The organism is Arthrobacter sp. H35-D1, from assembly GCF_030063185.1.
Lineage (GTDB): Bacteria > Actinomycetota > Actinomycetes > Actinomycetales > Micrococcaceae > Specibacter.
In genome coordinates, this window is the sequence record NZ_JASISP010000027.1 from 23,228 (window position 1) to 42,819 (window position 19,592).

The window sequence follows — 19,592 nt, forward strand, 5'->3', positions numbered from 1 at the left end:
GTTGCGGTACTGCTGGCTTTTGGGCAGTGGCCGGGGCATGAAAGTGGCTGTGAAGGCTAGATGGCGCCGGTTCCGCCTGCCGCGGCTCCGAAAAGTGGTGCCAGCGCCTGCCAGCGGGCGGTCTGGCAGCTGTCGGTCCGTTTGAAGGCCGCGCTGACTGCACGCCCCTTGAACGTACCGGTGACAACGGCCACTTGCGGGCCGTCGAAGACATCCATGCACTGCTGCGGCGGGCCCGGAACGGGGAAGAAGATACCTTCGCCGTATCGCTCCAACGCTGCCATGGCCGCCGCGGGCTGCGGGACCGTCGATTCCGGCCCGGGGGTGCCGTTGGCGGCCACCAAGCGGAACACCTGCGGCTGGGCGCCGGGAGACGGCGTCACGGTGATGGAAAGGTCAATTTCGTTGACGCTCGACTCCGGACCGCTGGATGGGGAACCACCCCCGGATGGAGAAACACCGTTGGACGGGGAAGCCCCGCTGGATGGGGAACCACCCCCGGATGGGAAAACGCTGTTGGGCGGTGACACGGCGGGCTCCTTCGGCTGTGTGGTGCGGGGGGAAGCTCCGGGGCCTTGTGGCACTTCGGGCGCGGGGGCGCAGGCCGCCAGCCCTGCCAGCAGGGCGGTGCAAGCCAAGGAAGCTGCACCGACTCGGAACGGGGACGTTGCGCGGGGGGTTGCTCCGGCGCGTGCGGCGGGGCTGAATACCTCCGGGGCCCAAAATCGTCCCAAATTCACCGCCTCCTCGCGTTTCTGCCATACTAACTCACGTCGTGGGGCCCTGCTTGGGACAATGTTGTACGCAAAGTTGCTAACCTCACGGATACGACGAGAGGAATCCCTTCCATGAGCATCCCCGCAAGCACCACCACCCATCCGGAGGCCACCTGGTGGCGACAAGCCGCCGTCTACCAGATCTATCCGCGCAGCTTTGCCGACTCCAACGGAGACGGCATGGGTGATTTGCCCGGCGTCACGGCCCGCATGGACTACTTGGCCGCCTTGGGCATCGACGCCCTCTGGCTCAGTCCTTTCTACCCCTCGGCGCTTGCCGATGGCGGCTACGACGTCGACGACTACCGCAACGTCGACCCGCGGCTCGGCTCGCTGAAAGACTTTGACACCATGGTGGCCGCCGCCCACGACGCCGGCATCCGGATCATCGTGGACATCGTCCCCAACCACTCCTCCAACCTGCACCCTTGGTTCCAGGCTGCACTGGCTGCAGCCCCGGGGTCCCCGGAACGCGCCCGTTACCACTTTCTTGAGGGGTTGGGCGAGGACGGCGAGCTGCCGCCGTCGGACTGGCCTTCCCACTTTGGCGGCGGCGCCTGGACGCGGGTGAAGGAAGCGGCCGGCCCCAACGCCGGCCAACTCGGCCAGTGGTACCTGCACCTGTTCGCCGCCGAGCAGCCGGACTTCAACTGGGACAACCAGGAAGTGCGCGAGGACTTTCACACCACGTTGCGTTTCTGGGCGGACCGCGGCGTCGACGGCTTCCGTGTCGACGTGGCGCACGCCCTGGACAAGGACATGTCCCTGCCGCTGCGTTCCAAGCCGGCCCTGGAGATCCTTGTCGACGACGGCAGCGACCCTTTGTTTGACCGCGACGCCGTGCATGACATCTTCGCCGGGTGGCGTTCGGTGCTCAATGAATATGACCCGCCCAAGGCCGCCGTCGCCGAGGCTTGGGTGCCGTTTACCGACCGTCGTTTGAAGTACGCCCGCCCCGCCGAGCTGGGCCAGGCCTTTAACTTTGACCTCCTGCAAGCACACTTTGACGGCACCGAATTCCGCACCATCGCCGAAAAATGCCTCTCCGAGGCCCAGGCGTCCGGGGCGTCCTCCACATGGGTGTTTTCCAACCACGACGTTGTCCGCCATGCTTCCCGCTACGCGCTGCCTGATGACAGCACGCTGGAGACCCTGGAAGCTTGGCTGCTGAGCGACGGCGTCAGCCCGGCCACGGACTTGGCGCGCGGCCTGCGTCGTGCCCGTGCCGCGACGCTCTTCATGCTGGGGTTGCCCGGTTCCGCTTACCTGTACCAAGGTGAAGAACTCGGATTGTTCGAAGTGTCCGATCTACCTGCAGCAGCTCTGCAGGACCCTACCTGGTTCCGCACAAAGCACAAGATCAAGGGCCGCGACGGCTGCCGAGTGCCGCTGCCGTGGTCGGCGACAGAACCGAACTTCGGATTTGGCGGCACGCCTTGGCTGCCCCAGCCGTCTTGGTTTGCGTTGCAGGCCGCCGACGTGCAGGACGGCGCCGTCGGCTCGACGCTTGAAATGTACCGGGGGGCGTTGGCGTTGCGACGGAAGCTGCAGACGGAGGAGTCGCTGGAATGGCTCAGCGGCGAGTCAGGGCCGCTGGTGCACTACCGCAGGCCCAACGGCTGGGAAGTGCTGACAAACTTTGCCGACGAGCCCGCACAGCTGCCAACCGGCGTCGACCTTTCCAAGGTGGTGCTCAGCAGCGGCGAGCCAGCCGGGAAGACCATTCCAGGGGAGACCACCCTCTGGTTCGCCCCCTAACCCAGCACTGCCCCCCACCCGACGCTCCTGCACGTTCGGGGGCCTCTTTCCCAACGCTCCTGCATGTTCGGGGCACACTTTCCCAACGCTCCTGCACAGTCCGTCGCCGCCCCCACGGCCGCGACGGACATCGGCGGGGCGCCTGTGGATAACTTCTGCGGGCGAGCGTCGATCGGGACCACAATGTCTTCATGGACACACCACTGGGAATCTGCCCTCCGAGCACACCCTTCACCCTTGGCGAGGCCGAGGCATTGGGCATTTCACGGGACCGGCTGCGGGGACGGGGTTTTGCGGGAGTCAGCCACGGGCTGTACAGGCCGGCGTCTTGGGACTTCGAACTGCGGGACGCGGCGCGAGCTCTCTGTGCGGCGACGCCCGGTGCCTGGATTTCCCATACGACGGCGGCGCGGCTGCACGGGCTGATTCTGCCGCCGTGGCTGTCGGATAGTCGTGAACTGCATCTGAGCAAGCCCAGAAAGCTGGCGGGTGTCCGGCGCAAGGGCATCGTTGGCCACACTGTGTTGGCCCATGCCGACGAAGTTGAGACTGCCGATGGCTTGCGAATCAGCACCCGCGCACGCACCTGGCTCGACCTTGCCCGCGCCCTGCCCGTGCCCGAACTCGCGTGCATCGGCGATCAGCTCATCCGCATCCCCCGCCCAGTGTTCGAAGGCCGCGACACGCCATACGCCACAGTGGCATCGCTCCGAAGCATGCTGGCCCGGCACCGGAACCTGCAGGGGATTGTCCGGGCGCGTGAGGCCCTGGAACTTTTGCGGGTGGGCTCTGATTCCGGCCCCGAGACCTTGCTGCGCCTTGCCATGCTCGACGCCGGACTGCCGAAGCCCGATCTGCAGCTCGCCTTGTGGGAACTGCCCGGAGCACCCTCGGCCGACCTCGGTTATCGGGTGCGGCGGATCGCCATCCAGTACGATGGCGGTGGCCATCTGGACGAGCTGCAGGCAAGGAGCGACAGGCGTCGGGACGGGGCCTTCCGAAATGCAGGCTGGACGGTCCTCGTCTTTGACCGCGAAGACCTCGCCGACGGATTTGACGGTGCGGTCCGCCGGATCAGGAAGGCGCTGCGGGATGCCTGGACGGATCCCGCCGTCGCCGCCGGTTTTGCCACCGGCAGCTGACCCGCGGCCGGAACCCCCAACACACGCTAAACGCCGGATGCCCTCTCGCAAAGTGAGGGAGCATCCGGCGTTGGCCACCCGAAAGTGCAGGATGGTCGCCCGCAACGCCCCCGAAAGTGCAGGAGCGTCGGTGGTGGGGTTGGGGCGCGAGCTTAGATGTCGCCGCGGATGAAGGCCTCAACCTTTTCGTGGGCGATGTCGTCGGCGAACTGCTCCGGCGGGGACTTCATGAAGTAGCTGGAGGCGGAGAGGATGGGGCCGCCGATGCCACGGTCCAGCGCGATCTTGGCCGCACGGATGGCGTCAATGATCACGCCGGCCGAGTTGGGTGAATCCCACACTTCCAGCTTGTATTCGAGAGAGACGGGGGCATCGCCAAAGTTGCGGCCTTCCAAGCGGACAAAGGCCCACTTGCGGTCGTCCAGCCACGCCACGTAATCGGACGGGCCGATGTGAACGTCGTCCTCTCCCAGCACGGCCGAGGTGTTGGAAGTGACGGCCTGGGTCTTGGAGATCTTCTTGGATTCAAGGCGCTCACGCTCGAGCATGTTCTTGAAGTCCATGTTGCCACCAACATTGAGCTGGTAGGTGCGGTCAAGGACCACTCCTCGGTCTTCAAACAGCTTGGCCATGACGCGGTGCGTGATAGTGGCGCCGATCTGGCTCTTGATGTCGTCGCCAATAATCGGCACACCGGCGGCGGTGAACTTGTCGGCCCATTCCTTGGTGCCGGCAATGAAGACGGGCAGTGCGTTGACGAAGGCCACGCCGGCGTCGATGGCGCACTGGGCGTAGAACTTTGCAGCCGCGTCGGAACCCACGGGCAGGTAGCACACAAGCACGTCAACCTTGGTTGCCTTCAGCTGGGCAACGATGTCGACAGGCTCGTCGTCGGATTCCACAATGGTCTCGCGGTAGTACTTGCCGAGACCGTCCAAGGTGGTGCCGCGCTGGACCTTGACGTCAAGGTTGGGCACATCGGCAATCTTGATGGTGTTGTTTTCGCTGGCGCCAATTGCGTCGGAAAGATCTAGCCCGACCTTCTTGCTGTCCACGTCAAAGGCTGCAACAAATTGCACATCATTGACGTGGTACGGACCGAACTCGACGTGCATCAGGCCCGGAACCTTGACGCTCGGATCTGCATTTTGGTAGTACTGGACACCCTGCACCAACGACGCGGCACAGTTTCCAACGCCTACGATGGCAACCCGAATAGGATGATTGGACACGGAACTCCTTCATAAAAATCACACGGGTCCGGTTCTCACTTTGCGGTGATGGTCGACGCACACCTTCACACTTGACATAAAGATACGACGCACGGCTGTTTCGACCGGACCTGACGCCCCAACGGCGCCCTTAACCATTCTAGTCAACTACCCCCGCCCCGAATTTGTTCCTTCAAGGCGGGAATATCTCATTGATTTGTCACACACGCATGCTACGGGCAGGTTCTGGCGCCCGTGGCGGTTACTTTTGGGCCCACCGGTTGATGTCGGATTCAACGGCGTACTCGTCGATGGCGCGCAGCTCCTGGTCGCTGAATGCCAGGTTGTTGATGGCTGCGATGCTGTTCTCCAGCTGTGCCACGCTCGAGGCGCCCACCAGTGCCGAGGTGACGGGTGCACCCCTGGGCTGGTCCCGCAGGATCCAGGCGATGGCCATCTGGGCCAGCGACTGGCCGCGGGTGGCGGCGATGTCGTTGAGGGCCCTGACACGTGCCATTTTCTCTTCCGTCAGGTCGTGTTCCGAGAGGAAATGTTCCTTGGCTGCGCGTGAGTCGGCAGGGACTCCGTTGAGGTATCGGTCGGTCAGCATGCCTTGGGCAAGCGGCGAGAACGCAATGGATCCGGCCCCCACGGTCTCGAGCGTTTCATGGAGATTTGGCTCCCCGTTCTCGGTCCAACGGTTGAGCATGGAGTACGAGGGCTGGTGGATGAGCAGCGGTGTGCCCATTTCCTTCAAAAGACGGGCGGCCTCAAGAGTTTGGGCCGGCGTATAGGAGGAAATGCCTGCGTAGAGGGCCTTTCCGGAGCGCACCGCGTAGTCCAGCGCCCCCATGGTTTCCTCCATGGGGGTCTCCGGGTCGGGGCGGTGGCTGTAGAAAATATCCACGTGGTCAAGGCCCATGCGGCCCAGCGAATCATCGAGGCTGCTGAGCAGGTTCTTGCGCGAGCCCCACTCACCGTAGGGGCCCGCCCACATGCGGTAGCCAGCTTTAGTGGAAATAATCAGTTCATTGCGGTGGGCAGCAAAATCACTCTTGAAGTGGCGGCCGAAGTTGATTTCCGCACTGCCGTCGGGCGGGCCGTAGTTGTTGGCCAAGTCAAAGTGTGTGACGCCCAGATCGAAGGCTCGGCGCAGAATGGCCCGTTGCACCTCGAACGGCTTGTCGTCACCAAAGTTGTGCCACAGGCCCAGTGAAATGGCAGGCAGTTTCAGCCCGCTGCGTCCGACTCGGCGATAAGGCATGGTTTCATAGCGGTTCTCCGCGGCGTGAAAGGTCATGGTTTCAATCCTGCCACTTAACTGCACTCAAACGCACCTGCTGCCGCGGGAAGTGTCAGCAACCGGCCAGGGCAGGGTGGCTCAGGCAGGGCAGAGCGCCAAGCCACCGCAGCACCCCCTGCGACTGGTTCCGCCCCGTCAGGTCACTGCGCACTGTCCTCATTGGAGCCCGTGAGCCAGACCGCCGCTTCAGGGGTGGCGACCCGAAAACTGAAGGACTGTTCCAGATAGAGGTGGACGGAATCGGCGTCGTGGTGACTGTAGCCCACGGACAGGTCCTGGCCGGATTCGAAGAGGAAGTCACCGCCTCGCAGACTGACAACAATCGCACCGCTGACCCCTGGAGCCCAGATGAGCGGGCCACCAAGTATGTTTCTCAGATGGTCCGCGAGCAGATAGCCGCCGCGTTCGGTGAACTCCATGACGGCTGTGTAATGGCCCGGGCCCATGGCCATCCCGAACGGTCCGCCGATCCCGTTCCGCAGAAGCATGGCAACAGCCTTGGCCACCCGCTTTGGGTAGTCGTTGAAGTCTTCGACCCGCGGTATTTTGGGATTTGTCGACGAGTCCGTGACTCCTGGCATGGAGGCCTGCGGCCAGCCATGCAATACGGCAGTGTTCTCCGCACTGGCCATCCGTACTGCCGCGTCATCGAGGCTCTGGAGGTCGACGTCGGCCGCACCGGCGTCGTTGGCCAGCAGTTCACTTCTGTCGACGCTGAACTCGGACCGAACCTCCACCAGGGACAGGGTGCGGCGTCGGTTCGCCGTTATGCCGCTTTCGGGAGGGGCCAAGATGGGCTCGACCCGGCCCAAGTTGGTGGCAGAGTGCTCCCATCCCAATGGCCCGACGAAGTCGACCAACTTTCTTGCGCCCAGCGCCACCGTCAGGTGTTCTCGAGCTTCCTTGTCCAAAAGCTCCCACCCTTTGTCGGAGATGGGCGCGTGCTCGCGCAGCAGGTGGTTCTGAGTCATGGTCGGTGCTCCTTCAAACTTCCGATGCCCAGTGAAACGTCGTCGGCCCCGGGCTGTGCCGGGTTCGGGCCGCCGGATGCAGCAGCAGCCTCGGCGGCCTCGCCGTTCTCGACGATGTCGCCGTCCTGGAACAAGATTCCGCGGGCAATGTTGCGCCACTGCGGTTTGGCCAACAGCAGGAATTCAAGTTCCATGCTGAAGTGTTTGTATTCCTCGCCCAAGGAGTCTTCCATGATGGCCCGTGCCTTCGCATCAGTTTCCACTGAAATGCGTTGTTCGTACCAGCCGATGGCCTCGGCCTCCTCCGTGAGGTTGGCGCACATACGGGCAAACGTTCGCGTTTGCTCCGATAGCTCAGCTGGCGGTTCATGGTACTGGTCAAAGCCCATCGGTGGCCCTCCTCAACGTCCCTGAATTTTCATCCTACGCCGCCAATGCGTTTGGCGGCAGGGGAGCTGCGGATTCGGCAATGGGAAAAGTCCGCCTATGAGGAGGGCGAGTCGTCAGGGTCCACGGGATACGTGATGTTGGTTCCATCCACGACGGCGAACGAGGTCAAGGTGTGTGGTTTGGCTGACTTCTCCGTCATGATGTCCAGCGCCTTGACTCTGCGAACCACCAACGCGTCACCGGCGTCGGCAAACTCCGGTGTCTGCATGTAGTCTGCACAGCCCTTGAACGAAGCGTTGCGCCATGCCCCCGTTCACACTGTCCTTGTGGACGTGCCGGAGTCCGCCAACCGACATCTTGATGCCGTGGGCTCTCAGCAAAGCGATGGACTCGTCGATGGGATGTGTCGAATGGCCAACGGTGAAGACGGTGATGTCCGGCTTTTCCCCACATTGGCCGTCCACGCCGCACGGAGCCACAACATTTCCTTGACCGTTTGCCACGATGTGGCTATCGTCAAAATTAGCTGCTGCAAGCGGCACATTCGCCCCGGCCCCGGCTGTGCTGCCCAAGGATTTGGCAGTGCGTAAGGGGCTTTCCATGCATCAACTGCAGTTGACTGGTGATCCGACCTGCGTCCCTGCGCACACCCTTCGTTGCCGACCGGTATCCAACCTTGCCTGTTACAGCCTTGCCTGGAACTGCGGTGGCAGGATTTTCACGACTGCCGCCCGAAATGTAATCCGAATTGAAAGTGGTGCGGGATGGAAACGGTAAGCGACTTCGTAATCCAGCGGATCCGGGAATGGGGAGTCAGCCGCGTATTCGCATTTCCAGGGGACGGGATTGGCGAGTTCGACGGCGCGCTCGGCAAGGCCCAGCGCGATGGCGACGGGTTGAAGTATGTCCGTCCCACCCATGAGGAGATCTGTTCCCTGATGGCCACCGCGCACGCCAAGTTCACCGGCGAGGTCGGTGTGTGCATTGCCACGTCGAGCCCGGGGGCCTTTCACCTGTTGAACGGGCTCTACGACGCCAAGATGGACAACCAGCCTGTCGTTGCCATCATTGGGCAGCAGGGGCTGCCATCATTGGGGACGTTCACGCAGCAGGAAAGCAACCTTGAGCGGACCTTGTCCGACGTGGCCGTGTACGTGCAGACCATCGTTTCGCCGGAACAGGCCCAGGCTGTGGTAGACACTGCTTTCCGCACTGCCCGGGTGCGACTTGGTCCGGCCGTGGTCATTCTTCCCCACGACGTCCAAGGCATGAAGATGAAGGAGCTTTCTCCTGCCAACTGGGTGTCGCGTTCGAGCGCTGTGGCTCCTTCGATTTCCATCGTTCCCCCTGAGAGCGAGATCGTGAAGGCGGCGGCCATCATCAACGCCGGCGCCAAGGTGGCGTTCTTGGTTGGACATGGCACCAACGGTGCCACCGACGAGGTCCTCGAAGCGGCACGACTCTGTGGTGCGGGCCTGATCACAACGCTTCGAGCCAAGCAGGTGGTGCCCTCGGACATTCCGCACCACAGCCAGCAACTGGGCCTGCTGGGCACCCTTCCAAGCATGCACCAAATGAAAGATTGCGACACGCTTGTGTTTCTGGGAACCAACTATCCCTACAGCCAATTCCTGCCTCCGAGCGGGCAGGCTCGGGCAATCCAGGTCGATCTGAAGCCGGAGCAAATGGGGTTGCGCTACCCCACCGAGTTGAACCTCTGGGGAGATGTGAAGGCAACATTGATTGCTGTCATCCCGCACCTGGACGCGAAGACGGATCTCTCGTGGCAGGAAAAAGTTGCGGAGGAGATGGTCGAGTGGGAGAGCGAGATGGAAGTCCAGGCGATGCTGGTCTACGACGACGGCGTCAACCCGCGGCGCGTTTACCATGAACTGAACAAGCGTCTTCCACCCCAGGCAATTGTCACCGCGGACGCCGGCAGCACAGCCGATTGGTACGGGCACCACGTTCGTTTCCGCCGTGGCATGACCGGGGATCTTTCCGGACGGCTCGCGACCATGCTGGCGGCGATGCCGTATGCAGTGGCAGCAAAGTTTGCCCATCCGGACCGGTCGGTCATCTGCACGATCGGAGACGGGGCATTCCAGATGCTGGGGATGAACGAACTCATCACCATCAAGAAGTACATGAAGGAATGGGACAATCCGCAACTGATCATCATGGTCCTGCACAACAATGACCTGGCCCAAGTGTCTTGGGAGATGCGCACCGAGGATGCGAACCCGGTGTGGGAGACCTCCCAAGATGTGGAATCCATCGACTACGCCGGGTGGGCGGAGCTGCTCGGCTTCCAAGGCATCCGTGTCAAGCACGACGACGACGTGGCGGCTGCATGGGATGCGGCCTTCGCCCACCGTGGCATCACACTCATCGATGCGTACACGAGCAGGAGCGTCCCGCCGCTGCCTCCGCACATCACTGCAGAGTTCGCCAAGAACACTGGTGAAGTCCTCTTGAAGGGGGACCCCTTTGAGCTCGGTGTTGTCCGTGATTCTGCCGAGGCTCTCGTGTCCGAGGGCATCGAACGCGTCAAGGCAAAACTCCACATCGGCAACGAAGACAAGGACGAATACAAGGACAAGTAGCGAACGGCGTGTATCCGAGGTCCCGAGCGGACCCACGGCATCCGGACCCCTCCCATTCGGCGGTTTGCGTGCCGTCCAGCGCAGAGAACAGCTGATTCGCGGTTCCAGTGCCCCAGAACTCCCGTGGAACGGGTGGAACGGGTGGAACGGGACGTCGGTCAACGGCGGCGAGAGGAAAAGATTGGAATCGGCATGGCTGAATTCTTTCCGTGGTGGGTGGGTGCCACTTATTTCCTGAACCTCTTCTTCCTGTTGCTGCTGGCACGAAGCGGACTGGAGGCGCTCTCCACCTTTCCCAAGCTGTGTTGGCATGACGACCGCCCTCCCGGGCGGGAGTGGGTGCGGTTTTCCAAGAAGATGTACAGTGTGGATTCCCTCAAGCCGTGGTCGTCATCGGATGAAGTGGAGGCCTGGTCTCCGTTCATCACCCTTCCCGGGAAGAAGAACCTTGGGCTGGGCAGGCACTGGCACTGGCACTGGCACTTCATGAGCATCCACTTCTGGGTCCTGACGGGGGTTGTCTACCTTGCGATGGTTTTCGCCACAGGATACTGGCACTATTTGGTCCCAACGCACTGGTCGATCATCCCGGATTCCACCAACTCCGTCGGCACCTATCTCCATTTCCAGATTCCGGCGATGATTCCGGGCGAACCGTTCGCGCCAGCCCCAAAGCTGGCTCATTTCACGGTGCTGGTCCTGCTCCTCGTGCTCCATGTGGTGATTACCTGGTTATCGTTGCGTTATCGGCGACGGACGCACCGTCTGCTGGGAATCATGGTCAACCCTTTTGAGCGGGCCGTGTCAAAGTCATTTCTCTCGCGTGAAAGCTTCAGGCCCAAGGACATTTCGCCCTACTTCAGGGTCAATGGCTATCCTCCAACCAGCGCGAACTATAAGCAGCTGGCTGCAGACGAATTTCGGGACTACCAATTGTCGATCGGCGGCCTTGTTGCGAACCCGATTTCCCTTTCCTTGGAAGAGTTGCGCCGGGTTGGCGAGCAGACAAAAATCACCAAGCACAATTGCATCCAGGGCTGGACAGCCGTCGCCCAATGGGGCGGGGTGCCGCTGGCTCGCATAATTGAGCTTGTCGAACCGCAGGAGACGGCCAAGCTCATCGTGTTCTATGCCTTTGATGACAAGGGCCTGACAAGAGGGGAAGGCCTGTACGGGTTCTTCTACGGCACAATCCCCGTGCATTTGGCCAAGAATCCGCAATCGATCCTAGTTCTGGAGATGAACGGGGAATCCCTGCCCATTGAACACGGCGCACCCGTGCGGGTCCGTCTTGAAACACAGCTTGGTTTCAAAATGGTCAAGTGGGTGTGCGCCATTGAATTTGTTGAGGACTACAGGGACATCGGCCTGGGCCAGGGCGGCTGGCGAGAGGACCAACAATTTTATGCCAACGCCGCGGGCATTTAGATCCTCGTCCAGGGCGCCGGTTTCGGCACTCGGGGCGGAACACAATGGAATCGAGGATGAATCACAATGGTGAACGCGAAGGAAAGCTGGCAGTTCCCACCGCATGTACTACGGGAGTATGCACTGATCGCCGACGGTGAACGTGGAATCCTCGTTGGGCCCAAGGGCGACTTTGTCTGGATGTGTTTTCCTCGCTGGGACTCGGATGCGATCTTTTCCTCCCTGATCGGCGGCCACGGCAGCTACGCCATCACGCCTCGCGACAGGTTTGTCTGGGGCGGCTATTACGAGGAGGGCTCGCTCATCTGGCACAGCAGGTGGGTCACCGAGAGCGGCATTGTCGAATGCCGCGAGGCGTTGGCGTTTCCTGCAGAACCCGGCCATGCGGTGGTCTTGCGGCGAGTCGTGGCGGTCGACGGCGACGCCCACGTCAGGGTCGTCTTGGACCCCAGGGCGGGGTTTGGCCACCATGGAGTCCGCTCGCTGGCGCGCGAGGATGGGGTCTGGACCGGACGCACCGATTCCCTGCGAGTGCGGTGGCTGGGTGCCGACGACGCCCGCCCGGCAGCCGGAAGCGGAGCCCCGGCCTTGGCGATGGATATGACGCTGCGCGCTGGTGAACATCATGACTTCGTGCTGGAACTCGGCGAAGGACCGCTGCCTGAAGAGCTCATTGTTCCGGACGCTGCCTGGGAAGCTACTGCCTCTGCGTGGCAGGCGGCGGTTCCAGAGTCCTCCGAGACGATCGCTCCCCGCGATTCCCGCCATGCCTACGCAGTTCTGCGCGGATTGACCAGCACCGGCGGCGGCATGGTCGCTGCGGCGACCATGAGTTTGCCGGAGCGGGCAAGACAGGGCCGCAACTACGACTACAGGTATGTGTGGATCCGGGACCAGTGCTTCACCGGGGAAGCCGTCGCAGCCGCCGGCCCGTACCCGCTGCTCGATGATGCTGTCCGGTTCGTGTCGGCGCGGCTGCTGGAAGACGGCCCCAACCTGAAGCCGGCCTACACCACCCTCGGCGGCCCCGTCCCAGGGCAACGGTTGCTCAAACTGCCTGGCTATCCCGGTGGATCAGATATCGCCGGCAACCATGTCAACGCCCAATTCCAGCTTGATGCGTTGGGTGAGTCTCTGCTGCTGCTTGCCGCCGCAGCCAGCCACGACCACCTTGATGCCGATGGCTGGCGCGCAGCCCTGGCTGCTGCCGACGCCATCGCTGCCCGCTGGCAGGACGCGGAGGCGGGAATTTGGGAACTCGAAGACAAGAACTGGACGGAAAGCCGGCTGATCTGTGTGGCAGGGCTGCGTGCGATCAGCAAACGTGGGGCACCCAGCGGACGCATCGGCGACTGGCTGGCATTGGCCGAGAGGATTCTTGCCGAGACTGCAGCCAGCTCAACGCATACCAGTGGACGCTGGCAGCGGGCGCCCGACGACGAGCGAAACGATTCCGCGCTGTTGTTGCCCCCGATCCGCGGAGGGGTTGCGGCGGATGACCCCCGCACCCTGGCGACACTGCACAGCGTGGAGGAGGAGCTCGGTGCCGACAGCTACCTCTACCGGTTCCGTCAGAATGCGGGCCCCCTCGAGGGCGCCGAGGGAGCCTTCCTGCTCTGCGGATTCACCATGGCGCTGGCCCAACACCAGCAAGGCCGCGAAGTCGCGGCGACGCGTTGGTTTGAACGAAACCGCGCCGCGTGCGGTCCCCCTGGCTTGTACTCGGAAGAATTCGATGTGACCCAGCGCCAGCTGCGGGGCAATCTGCCACAGGCCTTCGTCCATGCGCTCATGCTGGAGTGCTCGGCCAGGCTTGCCAAGCCTTGGGAGACGCACTAGAAAACCCGGGTATGGACACTGCCGGAGGTCCACACCGCCGTCAGTGTCTCATGCTGGACTCAGCGCGCAAGGCGGCGCTGACGGAGGGTGCTTGCCAGTCCTGCGGCAACGGCTGTGGGGCTGCCGCCGAGCATGGGTCGGTCGCGGGTGATGGCAGTGACGGTCCGCTGGTCGGCCCCCGGGCCGAACCCGCGCATCAGCCGGGCCCTGACATGCCCAATTCGTTCGTTCGGTGTCTTCGCGCCGGGCACCGGACTGTTGGCACCGCCGGGAGCTGCCCCGGCAATGGAATCCTCCGCGCACCGAGGCAGGCGACCTCAGTCAACGGTTTGAGCGCGTCCGGCCTGATCTCAAGAAATGGTGCGAAGACGGACGTGAAAGCTACGTTGATCCACACACCGATCGGACCGAACGCCCGGGAAGTCGTCCGCCCGTTGCCGGCACTGGCTCCGGTATTCACAACAGTCTGCGGGTGGTTATGGAATGCCTGCTTTCCGCCGGCCCTCTGCCGACATGTGGGAACGTTTGGGGATCTTCAAGTTCCGGAATCATCGCGTTGGCCGCCGTGACCCTCAACTGCACGGCCAATCCGTTCAGCCCATCCTTGGAGATCCTCCTGGTATTCAGGCACGGCCGCGTCGATGAGGTCTGCCAGCATGCCTGCCAGGCGGCCGGGCACTTGGGCGGCGCCGGAACCGTACTGCCAGATCTCTCCGACGGCCAAGTCCAGAAAATCTGCGTAGCTGTATTGGGGGATCGTCAGCCGAACCACTGCGTCCGCGTCGGCCCATCGGCCGCCGGGAAGCTGGCAGATGGCCAGTCGCCGCAAGAGGTCGTGCAGGACATCAAGGCACTGGCACGCCGTTGTGGGGTCGTCGATTGCCGGTGACAACGCCCGCTCGGCAATGTCGACAAGCTGGCGAAAGCTAAAAGCAAGGTCCTGTTCAGACGTTCGTTCAGTGTCCTGGGCAACGTGTGCCAGGATCTCCACATCGAGTGAACTTTCGTGCCGGGCTGCGTCCGTTCCCGTGTCCCCTTGGTACTGCTGGACACTGAACAATGGCGCAGCGGCCGGCACAAAATCGTCCACTCGCACCGTCAGCGCCAACAGGCACCCCGATTCCGCTGCGACTTGCACAAGGCGTGCTTCGTTGACGGCAACAACCACACTGGCGCCAGGGGCAACCATGCCCCCGCGAAACTGCTTGGCCCCCGTTGAGGGAGGCGCCGTCCCCGGCGTCCCCTCGCCGTAGCGTCGTTCCACAGTGTGCCGCGCTTCAATTCCTAGATCTGTCGCAATCGTTGCCACCCGGATCAGATGGGATATCCGTGCCAAGCAGCCGATGAAAAAGGCAACGCTGGCAAGCACGAAGACAAAGGCCACACTCACCGCAATCCGCGGCACGAAAGGAGGCTCGGTGTCAGCACCCGGCACTGACCGTTGCACCATCATCGAAAAGACGAGTCCGGTGAAGGAGATCATGGCAGTCACGATGGAGGAAAGCAGGCTGCGAGCGCCAGCGGGCTCGCCTGGGTAAAAGAACTCGGCGCCTTCGTTCGTGTCCAAGGCCCGATCCACCGTGATCAGTACCAGCGCCAAACGATCGATGCGAGGACACAGAGCGCCGGCACCAACCAAAATGTGGAACGGATTTTGCCCCGCACGCGTTCCACGGAGGCGAAAGGCCCCGACTGCCTGCTGCCCATGGCTAGTTCCGCTCCAGCCTGGGTGGGTCGGGGCCAGCCGCCACCGCCTGGAAATGGCCGTTTCCGGGGTGGGTGGTGTTCCTAGGCATAGGGTTCGATCCCCCAGCGTGCACTGTGTCCCTGGCCCGGATCGAGCGTGAGCAAGCCGTCCCCGGAGTTGAAGGCGTTCGGCGCACACGTCATGGGTTCGACGCCGAGGCCGGTGCGTCGGCGTTCGGGCTGCGGCAAGGAATCGCCGGTAAAGACTTCAAGGTAGGGGTATCCCTCATCGGCCCACAGCGCCACCGCGGGCCCACTGGGCAGGTGCAACCTGACCCGCGCACGTCCATCTGGGCCGCGGTCCAGATCCGTGTAGGCCACATCGATTTTTCGGGCTCCGAGCAGTTCTTCGGTGCGCAAGTCATAGTGGGTGCCTTGGACCGGTTCCCGCCCGGTGGGAATGCCCACGGCATCGACGGGAAGGTAGAGCGAACCGGGAACCCGTGCATGTGCCGTGTCAATCGTCGGAGTTCCAACGCTGAGGTAGGGGTGTGCGCCGGTGCCGTAGGGACAAGGACCCTCGCCGAGATTCGTTGCGGTGGTGTGGACGCTCAATCCAGTGTCGTCCAGGCTGTAGTCGATCCGGCATTCGAGCACCCATGGCCAGCCCGGGCACGGGTACAGGATGTGCCCTAAGGAGACGTGGGCGCCGTCGTGCTCAAGCAGCTGCCAGGATGCCCATCGGGTGAGACCGTGGATGGCGCCGCTGAACGCCGGTTCGGTGAGATCGAGTTGGTGTTCAATGCCGTCCCAACCATATTTTCCATCCTTGACGCGGTTGGGCCACGGAATCAGCGAGTGCCCGCGCGCGCCGGTGCAGCTTTGGGTCTCGGGGTAACCGTCGATGACGGGGCGTGCACCTGCCATGTACGACCTCAGCCCTGCGCCCACTTCTGTGACGACTACAACCTGCTCGCCGTGGCGTAGCTCGATCTGGCGTCCTGATGGTGCCGTGTACATTGCTGCTCCTCGCTGATTGTGGGCTCCTACCGCACCCGGAATTGTTCGACGTCACTGCTGCGCAAGTCCAGTCCGTTGCCCGGGGCCGAGCTGTCAGGGGTGATCGTGCCTCCCTGCGGGTCCAAGGTGCCGTCAAAGAACAGCGTTTCGATCCGCACCTGGTCGTGGAACCACTCAAGGTGGCGCAAGTTGGGGGTTGCTGCAGCGACATGGGCGTGGAGGCGGGGCCTCCGCAGCGGGAGTCGTCGATCTGAAGACAATTCACGGCCTGCGCATCGCACATGCGTCGGAAATGGACCAGATCGAACCCGTATTCTCCGGCCGCGACGTCGGCGGAGACGGAATTGCGAATATCCCGCAACCCGTCCAAGTCGTTCGAGGACACCGGCTCCTCGAACCAACGCACGTCCTGGGCGGCGGCTCCATAGGTCCAGCCCATGCCGATGGTGACGCCAGAGACGATGCGCACCAAGACCATGGTGGTTGAATCCCACGCGGTGGTGCCAGCTGATTCAGGAGCGTCCGTGGGAACAGTGAACACGCTAACATCGACAGTGTCGATGGCCGGATCTTTCATGACTGCCGCACTTGCCCTGCACGGCTGCCGGTGGTCATCCTGTCTGCAGCGCGGGCTGCGATGGCCATGATGGTCAGCGCAGGGTTCGCGCTGCCCTCGGTGGGCAACACGCTTCCGTCGGCGATGTAAAGGTTCGGCACGGCGAAGCTGCGGCAGTCGCCGTCGACCACGCCGCTGTGTTCGTCGGATCCCATCCGCGCCCCGCCCACCAGGTGGGCGTAGCGGTTGATGGTGATCACCTCATCCGCCCCCGCCGCTTGCAGGATATTCTCCATCACGGATTGGGCGGCACTCATCAGCTGCCGGTCGTTCTCGCACCGGGAATAGTTGAAATGTGCTACCGGCAGGCCATGGCGGTCCTTCTCGTCGGATAAGAAGACTCGGTTCTCCGGCAGGGGAAGGAACTCACACAGTGCTCCCAGACAGGACCAGTGTACGTAGTCGCTCATGTACTGGCGCAACCCGGCACCCCAGTGGCCTTGCGCGGCCACATGCTCGGCCCAAGTGATCGGCAGCGGCGACACCGTTTGAATCGAAAAGCCTCGTTTGTAGCTCTTCGTCGGGTCCGTCTCGTAAAAATCTTCGGTGCTGACCTCCGGAGGCGGCCCCTTCCACATGCGAACCTCGGCGTCGAATCGTCCGGCGGTCTGCGGTGCTCCCTGGACCATCAGGTAGCGGCCCACCAGGTCGAAGTCGTTGCACAGGCCTTCAGGGAACCGGGTGGATGTCGAGTTGAGGAGCAGCCGCGGCGTCTCGATGGAGTATCCGGCAACCACAACCATCCTGGCCCGCTGGATGCGCTCGCGCCCACGCAGGTTGTAGTGCACACCGGTGGCTTTGCCGGTGTGCCCGTCCACTTCGATTCGGGTCACCATCGAGTCTGCGCGGACCTCGGCCCCGTGCGCCAACGCATCCGGGATGTGGGTGATCAGCGGAGATGCCTTCGCGTTCACTTTGCAGCCCTGCAAACAAAAACCTCGGTAGATGCAGTGCGGCCGGTTGCCGAAGCGTCCGTTGCTGATGGCCACAGGCCCCACTTTGGCGGTGACGCCGCAGGCAAGGGCGCCGCGCAGGAACATGTCCCCGTTGCCGGACACGGGATGGGGACGCTGCGGGTATGAGTGGGGGTCCCCCCACGGCCAGTTGTCACCTGCCACCGGAAGTTCTTCTTCGATGTCGACGTAATAGTTTTTGAGATCCTTATATTCCAGCGGCCAGTCGGCGCCGACTCCGTCGGTGCTGTGGATGCGAAAGTCGCTCGGGTGGAACCGAGGCACGTAGCCGGCGTAGTGGATCATTGAGCCGCCCACTCCCCTGCCGGAGTTGTTGGATCCCAGCGGAACCGGGTCCTGGCCACCTATCACCCGCGGCTCCGTCCAGTACAAGTGGTGGGAACCTGCTTCATCGGAAACCCAATCTTTTTCCGGATCCCAGAACGGGCCGGCATCCATCGCCACAACGCTCCAGCCGGCCCTGGCCAGCCGCTGCGCCATCGTTGAGCCACCCGCGCCGCACCCCACAATGACGACATCCACTTCCTCGTTGTCGCCGAAGCGGCGCATGTCATCGCGGAGACCATGGTTGATGCCCGGTCCGGCCGGAAGCAGCCACGCTGATTCGTTGCGATCGCGGACGCGGTTCATGAGGTTCCCTTGCCGAGCGGGTCCTGTCCGGGATGGGCGTCGGTGACCTCGAACGACTCCAGTCTGTTGACGCCCATGTTCTTGTAGCCGCGCGGATAGGCGGGGCCGGCGAACCCTATCTCCTCCCACGCCAAGGGGTGGGAGTAGAAGGCCGTGCAGGCGTAGCGGGTCCACAGGCTCCATATCCGGGCGGCCGGGATGCCATGCCAATCCTCGGATCCCTTGTCCTGCACCGCCTGCAGAATGGCTGTCTGCTGTTCCCACGCAGCGTCGGCGAAGCTGCAACCGCTGTGTGCCATGGCATCTTCGTCGAGGGCGGCCAGGGAGTCCCGCCATGATTGGCCGTCGGGGGCCATACCCTCGTAGTGCCAACCGTCCGTCTGATCCTCAGCCAGACGAGCATCCACCATGTTCACCACGGGCACCTTTGTCGGTTCCCGTTGGTCAAGCAACTGGTCGCAGACGGCAGTGGCGGTCGCCTCCTCTGCAGCGTCAAAAAAGCGAATATCCGGCGGCATGCCCAGACGCGAGACGACGACGGCTTTTGTAGTCTCATCCCAATGCTTTGACTGGGCCATCACATCGAAACCGGGGAATCGGCCGCCACCGGCATTTGAGCCCAGTGGAAGGCTGCTCATTTTTCCCGCCGCAGTATTGCAGCCAAGAGACCCATGCCGCCCACCATGGTCACCAGCAGCGGAGCCATCAGTGGCGGGCCCATTTCCATGTTGTAGCGAAAATTTCTGAAGCCGCCGGGCTTTTGGTGGATTCCGCGTGCGTGCAGGTAAGTTCCCTGAACGCCGTTGGCAACGATAATCCCGGAGACCAATGGCAGGACGGTCTTCGCCAGCTTGTGGCTGAACACCCCGGAGATGCCCGCGGCTGCCCCGACGGGACCGAGTGCCACGGGAACCCACATCCACTTGTTGCTGAAGCTTGCGCTGTCGTGTTCGAAGTAGATCTCGGCCGCGGTGACGAGGGCGCCAATGCCGCTCAGGCCTGCCAGACTGCGTTCGAAGCGCCCGGTCCTGACGTTTTTCACCATTCGGTCGATGCCGTAAGCCGCAATTGCAACTTCCTTGGCAGCAACATGTGGTGGGCGCTTAAACATGTCTCCTCTTTCCTCCGGCACTGGCAAAACGACAAGCTGGCCGCGTTCGTCGTCGAATCGCGCTGCAAGTCGCTGGGATCTGGCCGGTCCACCATAAAAAAGAACAGTGACCGGTCCGTTCGATCCTGCTT

At 62.8% G+C, this 19,592-nt stretch carries 18 protein-coding genes and 1 pseudogene; 5 read left to right on the forward strand and 14 right to left on the reverse strand.

Annotated elements, in window-relative coordinates; translation table 11 throughout:
• Positions 1–56: 56 nt before the first annotated feature.
• Positions 57–530 carry a serine protease inhibitor gene (locus QMG25_RS18210; protein WP_349307157.1) on the reverse strand — a complete coding sequence of 158 codons (474 nt, stop codon included), beginning with the start codon at positions 528–530 and terminating at the stop codon, positions 57–59.
• A 318-nt stretch (positions 531–848) separates the two neighbouring features.
• On the opposite strand from QMG25_RS18210, the gene QMG25_RS18215 reads away from it, so the two are divergent.
• Both QMG25_RS18215 and QMG25_RS18220 read left to right on the forward strand, forming a co-directional pair.
• Positions 849–2,534 (forward strand): glycoside hydrolase family 13 protein, encoded by a 1,686-nt coding sequence (locus tag QMG25_RS18215; RefSeq protein WP_283462485.1) that lies wholly within the window; start codon positions 849–851, stop codon positions 2,532–2,534.
• A 191-nt stretch (positions 2,535–2,725) separates the two neighbouring features.
• Positions 2,726–3,676, forward strand: a complete 951-nt coding sequence (locus QMG25_RS18220) for a PDDEXK family nuclease (protein ID WP_283462486.1) — start codon at positions 2,726–2,728, stop codon at positions 3,674–3,676.
• 152 nt (positions 3,677–3,828) lie between these two features.
• Here QMG25_RS18220 and QMG25_RS18225 read toward each other — a convergent pair whose 3' ends face one another.
• The 5 genes from QMG25_RS18225 to QMG25_RS18245 all read right to left on the reverse strand — a co-directional run bounded on the left by QMG25_RS18225 (position 3,829) and on the right by QMG25_RS18245 (position 7,819).
• Positions 3,829–4,908, reverse strand: coding sequence for an inositol-3-phosphate synthase (locus tag QMG25_RS18225; RefSeq protein WP_283462487.1), 1,080 nt, complete (start codon positions 4,906–4,908; stop codon positions 3,829–3,831).
• Between the two features lie 241 nt (positions 4,909–5,149).
• The gene (mgrA, locus tag QMG25_RS18230) at positions 5,150–6,187 is read right to left on the reverse strand and encodes an L-glyceraldehyde 3-phosphate reductase (RefSeq protein ID WP_283462488.1); all 1,038 of its coding nucleotides are present in this window, start codon (positions 6,185–6,187) and stop codon (positions 5,150–5,152) included.
• A gap of 143 nt (positions 6,188–6,330) precedes the next feature.
• A complete protein-coding gene (locus tag QMG25_RS18235) occupies positions 6,331–7,161 on the reverse strand; it encodes a family 1 encapsulin nanocompartment shell protein (RefSeq protein WP_283462489.1) in 831 nt (276 codons plus the stop codon).
• A complete protein-coding gene (locus QMG25_RS18240) occupies positions 7,158–7,550 on the reverse strand; it encodes a ferritin family protein (protein WP_502866444.1) in 393 nt (130 codons plus the stop codon). The genes QMG25_RS18235 and QMG25_RS18240 overlap by 4 nt, the downstream gene beginning before the upstream one ends.
• 95 nt (positions 7,551–7,645) lie before the next feature.
• Complete coding sequence (locus QMG25_RS18245; RefSeq protein WP_283462491.1) at positions 7,646–7,819, reverse strand: hypothetical protein; 174 nt, start codon at positions 7,817–7,819, stop codon at positions 7,646–7,648.
• 496 nt (positions 7,820–8,315) lie between these two features.
• Here QMG25_RS18245 and QMG25_RS18250 point away from each other — a divergent pair, with 496 nt between their 5' ends.
• From QMG25_RS18250 to QMG25_RS18260, 3 genes are all read left to right on the forward strand, one after another.
• On the forward strand, positions 8,316–10,157 hold the full coding sequence (locus QMG25_RS18250) for a thiamine pyrophosphate-requiring protein (RefSeq protein WP_283462492.1): 1,842 nt from the start codon (positions 8,316–8,318) through the stop codon (positions 10,155–10,157).
• Positions 10,158–10,349: 192 nt separating this feature from the next.
• Positions 10,350–11,585, forward strand: a complete 1,236-nt coding sequence (locus QMG25_RS18255) for a molybdopterin-dependent oxidoreductase (protein ID WP_283462493.1) — start codon at positions 10,350–10,352, stop codon at positions 11,583–11,585.
• A 66-nt stretch (positions 11,586–11,651) separates the two neighbouring features.
• The gene (locus QMG25_RS18260) at positions 11,652–13,424 is read left to right on the forward strand and encodes a glycoside hydrolase family 15 protein (RefSeq protein ID WP_283462494.1); all 1,773 of its coding nucleotides are present in this window, start codon (positions 11,652–11,654) and stop codon (positions 13,422–13,424) included.
• A gap of 59 nt (positions 13,425–13,483) precedes the next feature.
• Here QMG25_RS18260 and QMG25_RS18265 read toward each other — a convergent pair whose 3' ends face one another.
• The 8 genes and pseudogenes from QMG25_RS18265 to QMG25_RS18295 form a co-directional block, all read right to left on the reverse strand.
• Positions 13,484–13,621 carry a hypothetical protein gene (locus tag QMG25_RS18265; RefSeq protein WP_283462495.1) on the reverse strand — a complete coding sequence of 46 codons (138 nt, stop codon included), beginning with the start codon at positions 13,619–13,621 and terminating at the stop codon, positions 13,484–13,486.
• A gap of 338 nt (positions 13,622–13,959) precedes the next feature.
• On the reverse strand, positions 13,960–15,309 hold the full coding sequence (locus tag QMG25_RS18270; RefSeq protein WP_283462496.1) for a DUF2254 domain-containing protein: 1,350 nt from the start codon (positions 15,307–15,309) through the stop codon (positions 13,960–13,962).
• Complete coding sequence (locus QMG25_RS18275) at positions 15,213–16,130, reverse strand: aldose 1-epimerase family protein (protein WP_283462497.1); 918 nt, start codon at positions 16,128–16,130, stop codon at positions 15,213–15,215. Before QMG25_RS18275 ends, QMG25_RS18270 begins: the two co-directional genes overlap by 97 nt.
• Before the next feature lie 26 nt (positions 16,131–16,156).
• Positions 16,157–16,390 (reverse strand): enolase C-terminal domain-like protein, encoded by a 234-nt coding sequence (locus tag QMG25_RS18280; protein WP_283462498.1) that lies wholly within the window; start codon positions 16,388–16,390, stop codon positions 16,157–16,159.
• 23 nt (positions 16,391–16,413) lie between these two features.
• Positions 16,414–16,707, reverse strand: a pseudogene (locus QMG25_RS20645) (enolase C-terminal domain-like protein); the annotation flags it as partial.
• Positions 16,704–18,350, reverse strand: a complete 1,647-nt coding sequence (locus QMG25_RS18285; RefSeq protein ID WP_283462499.1) for a GMC family oxidoreductase — start codon at positions 18,348–18,350, stop codon at positions 16,704–16,706. The pseudogene QMG25_RS20645 and the gene QMG25_RS18285, both read right to left, overlap by 4 nt.
• Entirely contained in the window at positions 18,347–18,988 is a 642-nt protein-coding gene (locus QMG25_RS18290) for a gluconate 2-dehydrogenase subunit 3 family protein (RefSeq protein WP_283462501.1), read from the reverse strand. The genes QMG25_RS18285 and QMG25_RS18290 overlap by 4 nt, the downstream gene beginning before the upstream one ends.
• Entirely contained in the window at positions 18,985–19,461 is a 477-nt protein-coding gene (locus QMG25_RS18295) for a hypothetical protein (RefSeq protein ID WP_283462502.1), read from the reverse strand. Before QMG25_RS18295 ends, QMG25_RS18290 begins: the two co-directional genes overlap by 4 nt.
• Between the last annotated feature and the right edge of the window lie 131 nt (positions 19,462–19,592).

What these genes read in the sequence shown, in the direction of transcription:
- QMG25_RS18215 (WP_283462485.1), top strand. Translation starts at nt 849, where the DNA reads ATGAGCATCCCCGCAAGCACCACCACCCATCCGGAGGCCACCTGGTGG.
- QMG25_RS18220 (WP_283462486.1), top strand. Translation starts at nt 2,726, where the DNA reads ATGGACACACCACTGGGAATCTGCCCTCCGAGCACACCCTTCACCCTT.
- mgrA (WP_283462488.1), bottom strand. Translation starts at nt 6,187, where the DNA reads ATGACCTTTCACGCCGCGGAGAACCGCTATGAAACCATGCCTTATCGC.
- QMG25_RS18235 (WP_283462489.1), bottom strand. Translation starts at nt 7,161, where the DNA reads ATGACTCAGAACCACCTGCTGCGCGAGCACGCGCCCATCTCCGACAAA.
- QMG25_RS18240 (WP_502866444.1), bottom strand. Translation starts at nt 7,550, where the DNA reads ATGGGCTTTGACCAGTACCATGAACCGCCAGCTGAGCTATCGGAGCAA.
- QMG25_RS18245 (WP_283462491.1), bottom strand. Translation starts at nt 7,819, where the DNA reads ATGCAGACACCGGAGTTTGCCGACGCCGGTGACGCGTTGGTGGTTCGC.
- QMG25_RS18250 (WP_283462492.1), top strand. Translation starts at nt 8,316, where the DNA reads ATGGAAACGGTAAGCGACTTCGTAATCCAGCGGATCCGGGAATGGGGA.
- QMG25_RS18255 (WP_283462493.1), top strand. Translation starts at nt 10,350, where the DNA reads ATGGCTGAATTCTTTCCGTGGTGGGTGGGTGCCACTTATTTCCTGAAC.
- QMG25_RS18260 (WP_283462494.1), top strand. Translation starts at nt 11,652, where the DNA reads ATGGTGAACGCGAAGGAAAGCTGGCAGTTCCCACCGCATGTACTACGG.
- QMG25_RS18265 (WP_283462495.1), bottom strand. Translation starts at nt 13,621, where the DNA reads ATGCGCGGGTTCGGCCCGGGGGCCGACCAGCGGACCGTCACTGCCATC.
- QMG25_RS18275 (WP_283462497.1), bottom strand. Translation starts at nt 16,130, where the DNA reads ATGTACACGGCACCATCAGGACGCCAGATCGAGCTACGCCACGGCGAG.
- QMG25_RS18285 (WP_283462499.1), bottom strand. Translation starts at nt 18,350, where the DNA reads ATGAACCGCGTCCGCGATCGCAACGAATCAGCGTGGCTGCTTCCGGCC.
- QMG25_RS18290 (WP_283462501.1), bottom strand. Translation starts at nt 18,988, where the DNA reads ATGAGCAGCCTTCCACTGGGCTCAAATGCCGGTGGCGGCCGATTCCCC.
- QMG25_RS18295 (WP_283462502.1), bottom strand. Translation starts at nt 19,461, where the DNA reads ATGTTTAAGCGCCCACCACATGTTGCTGCCAAGGAAGTTGCAATTGCG.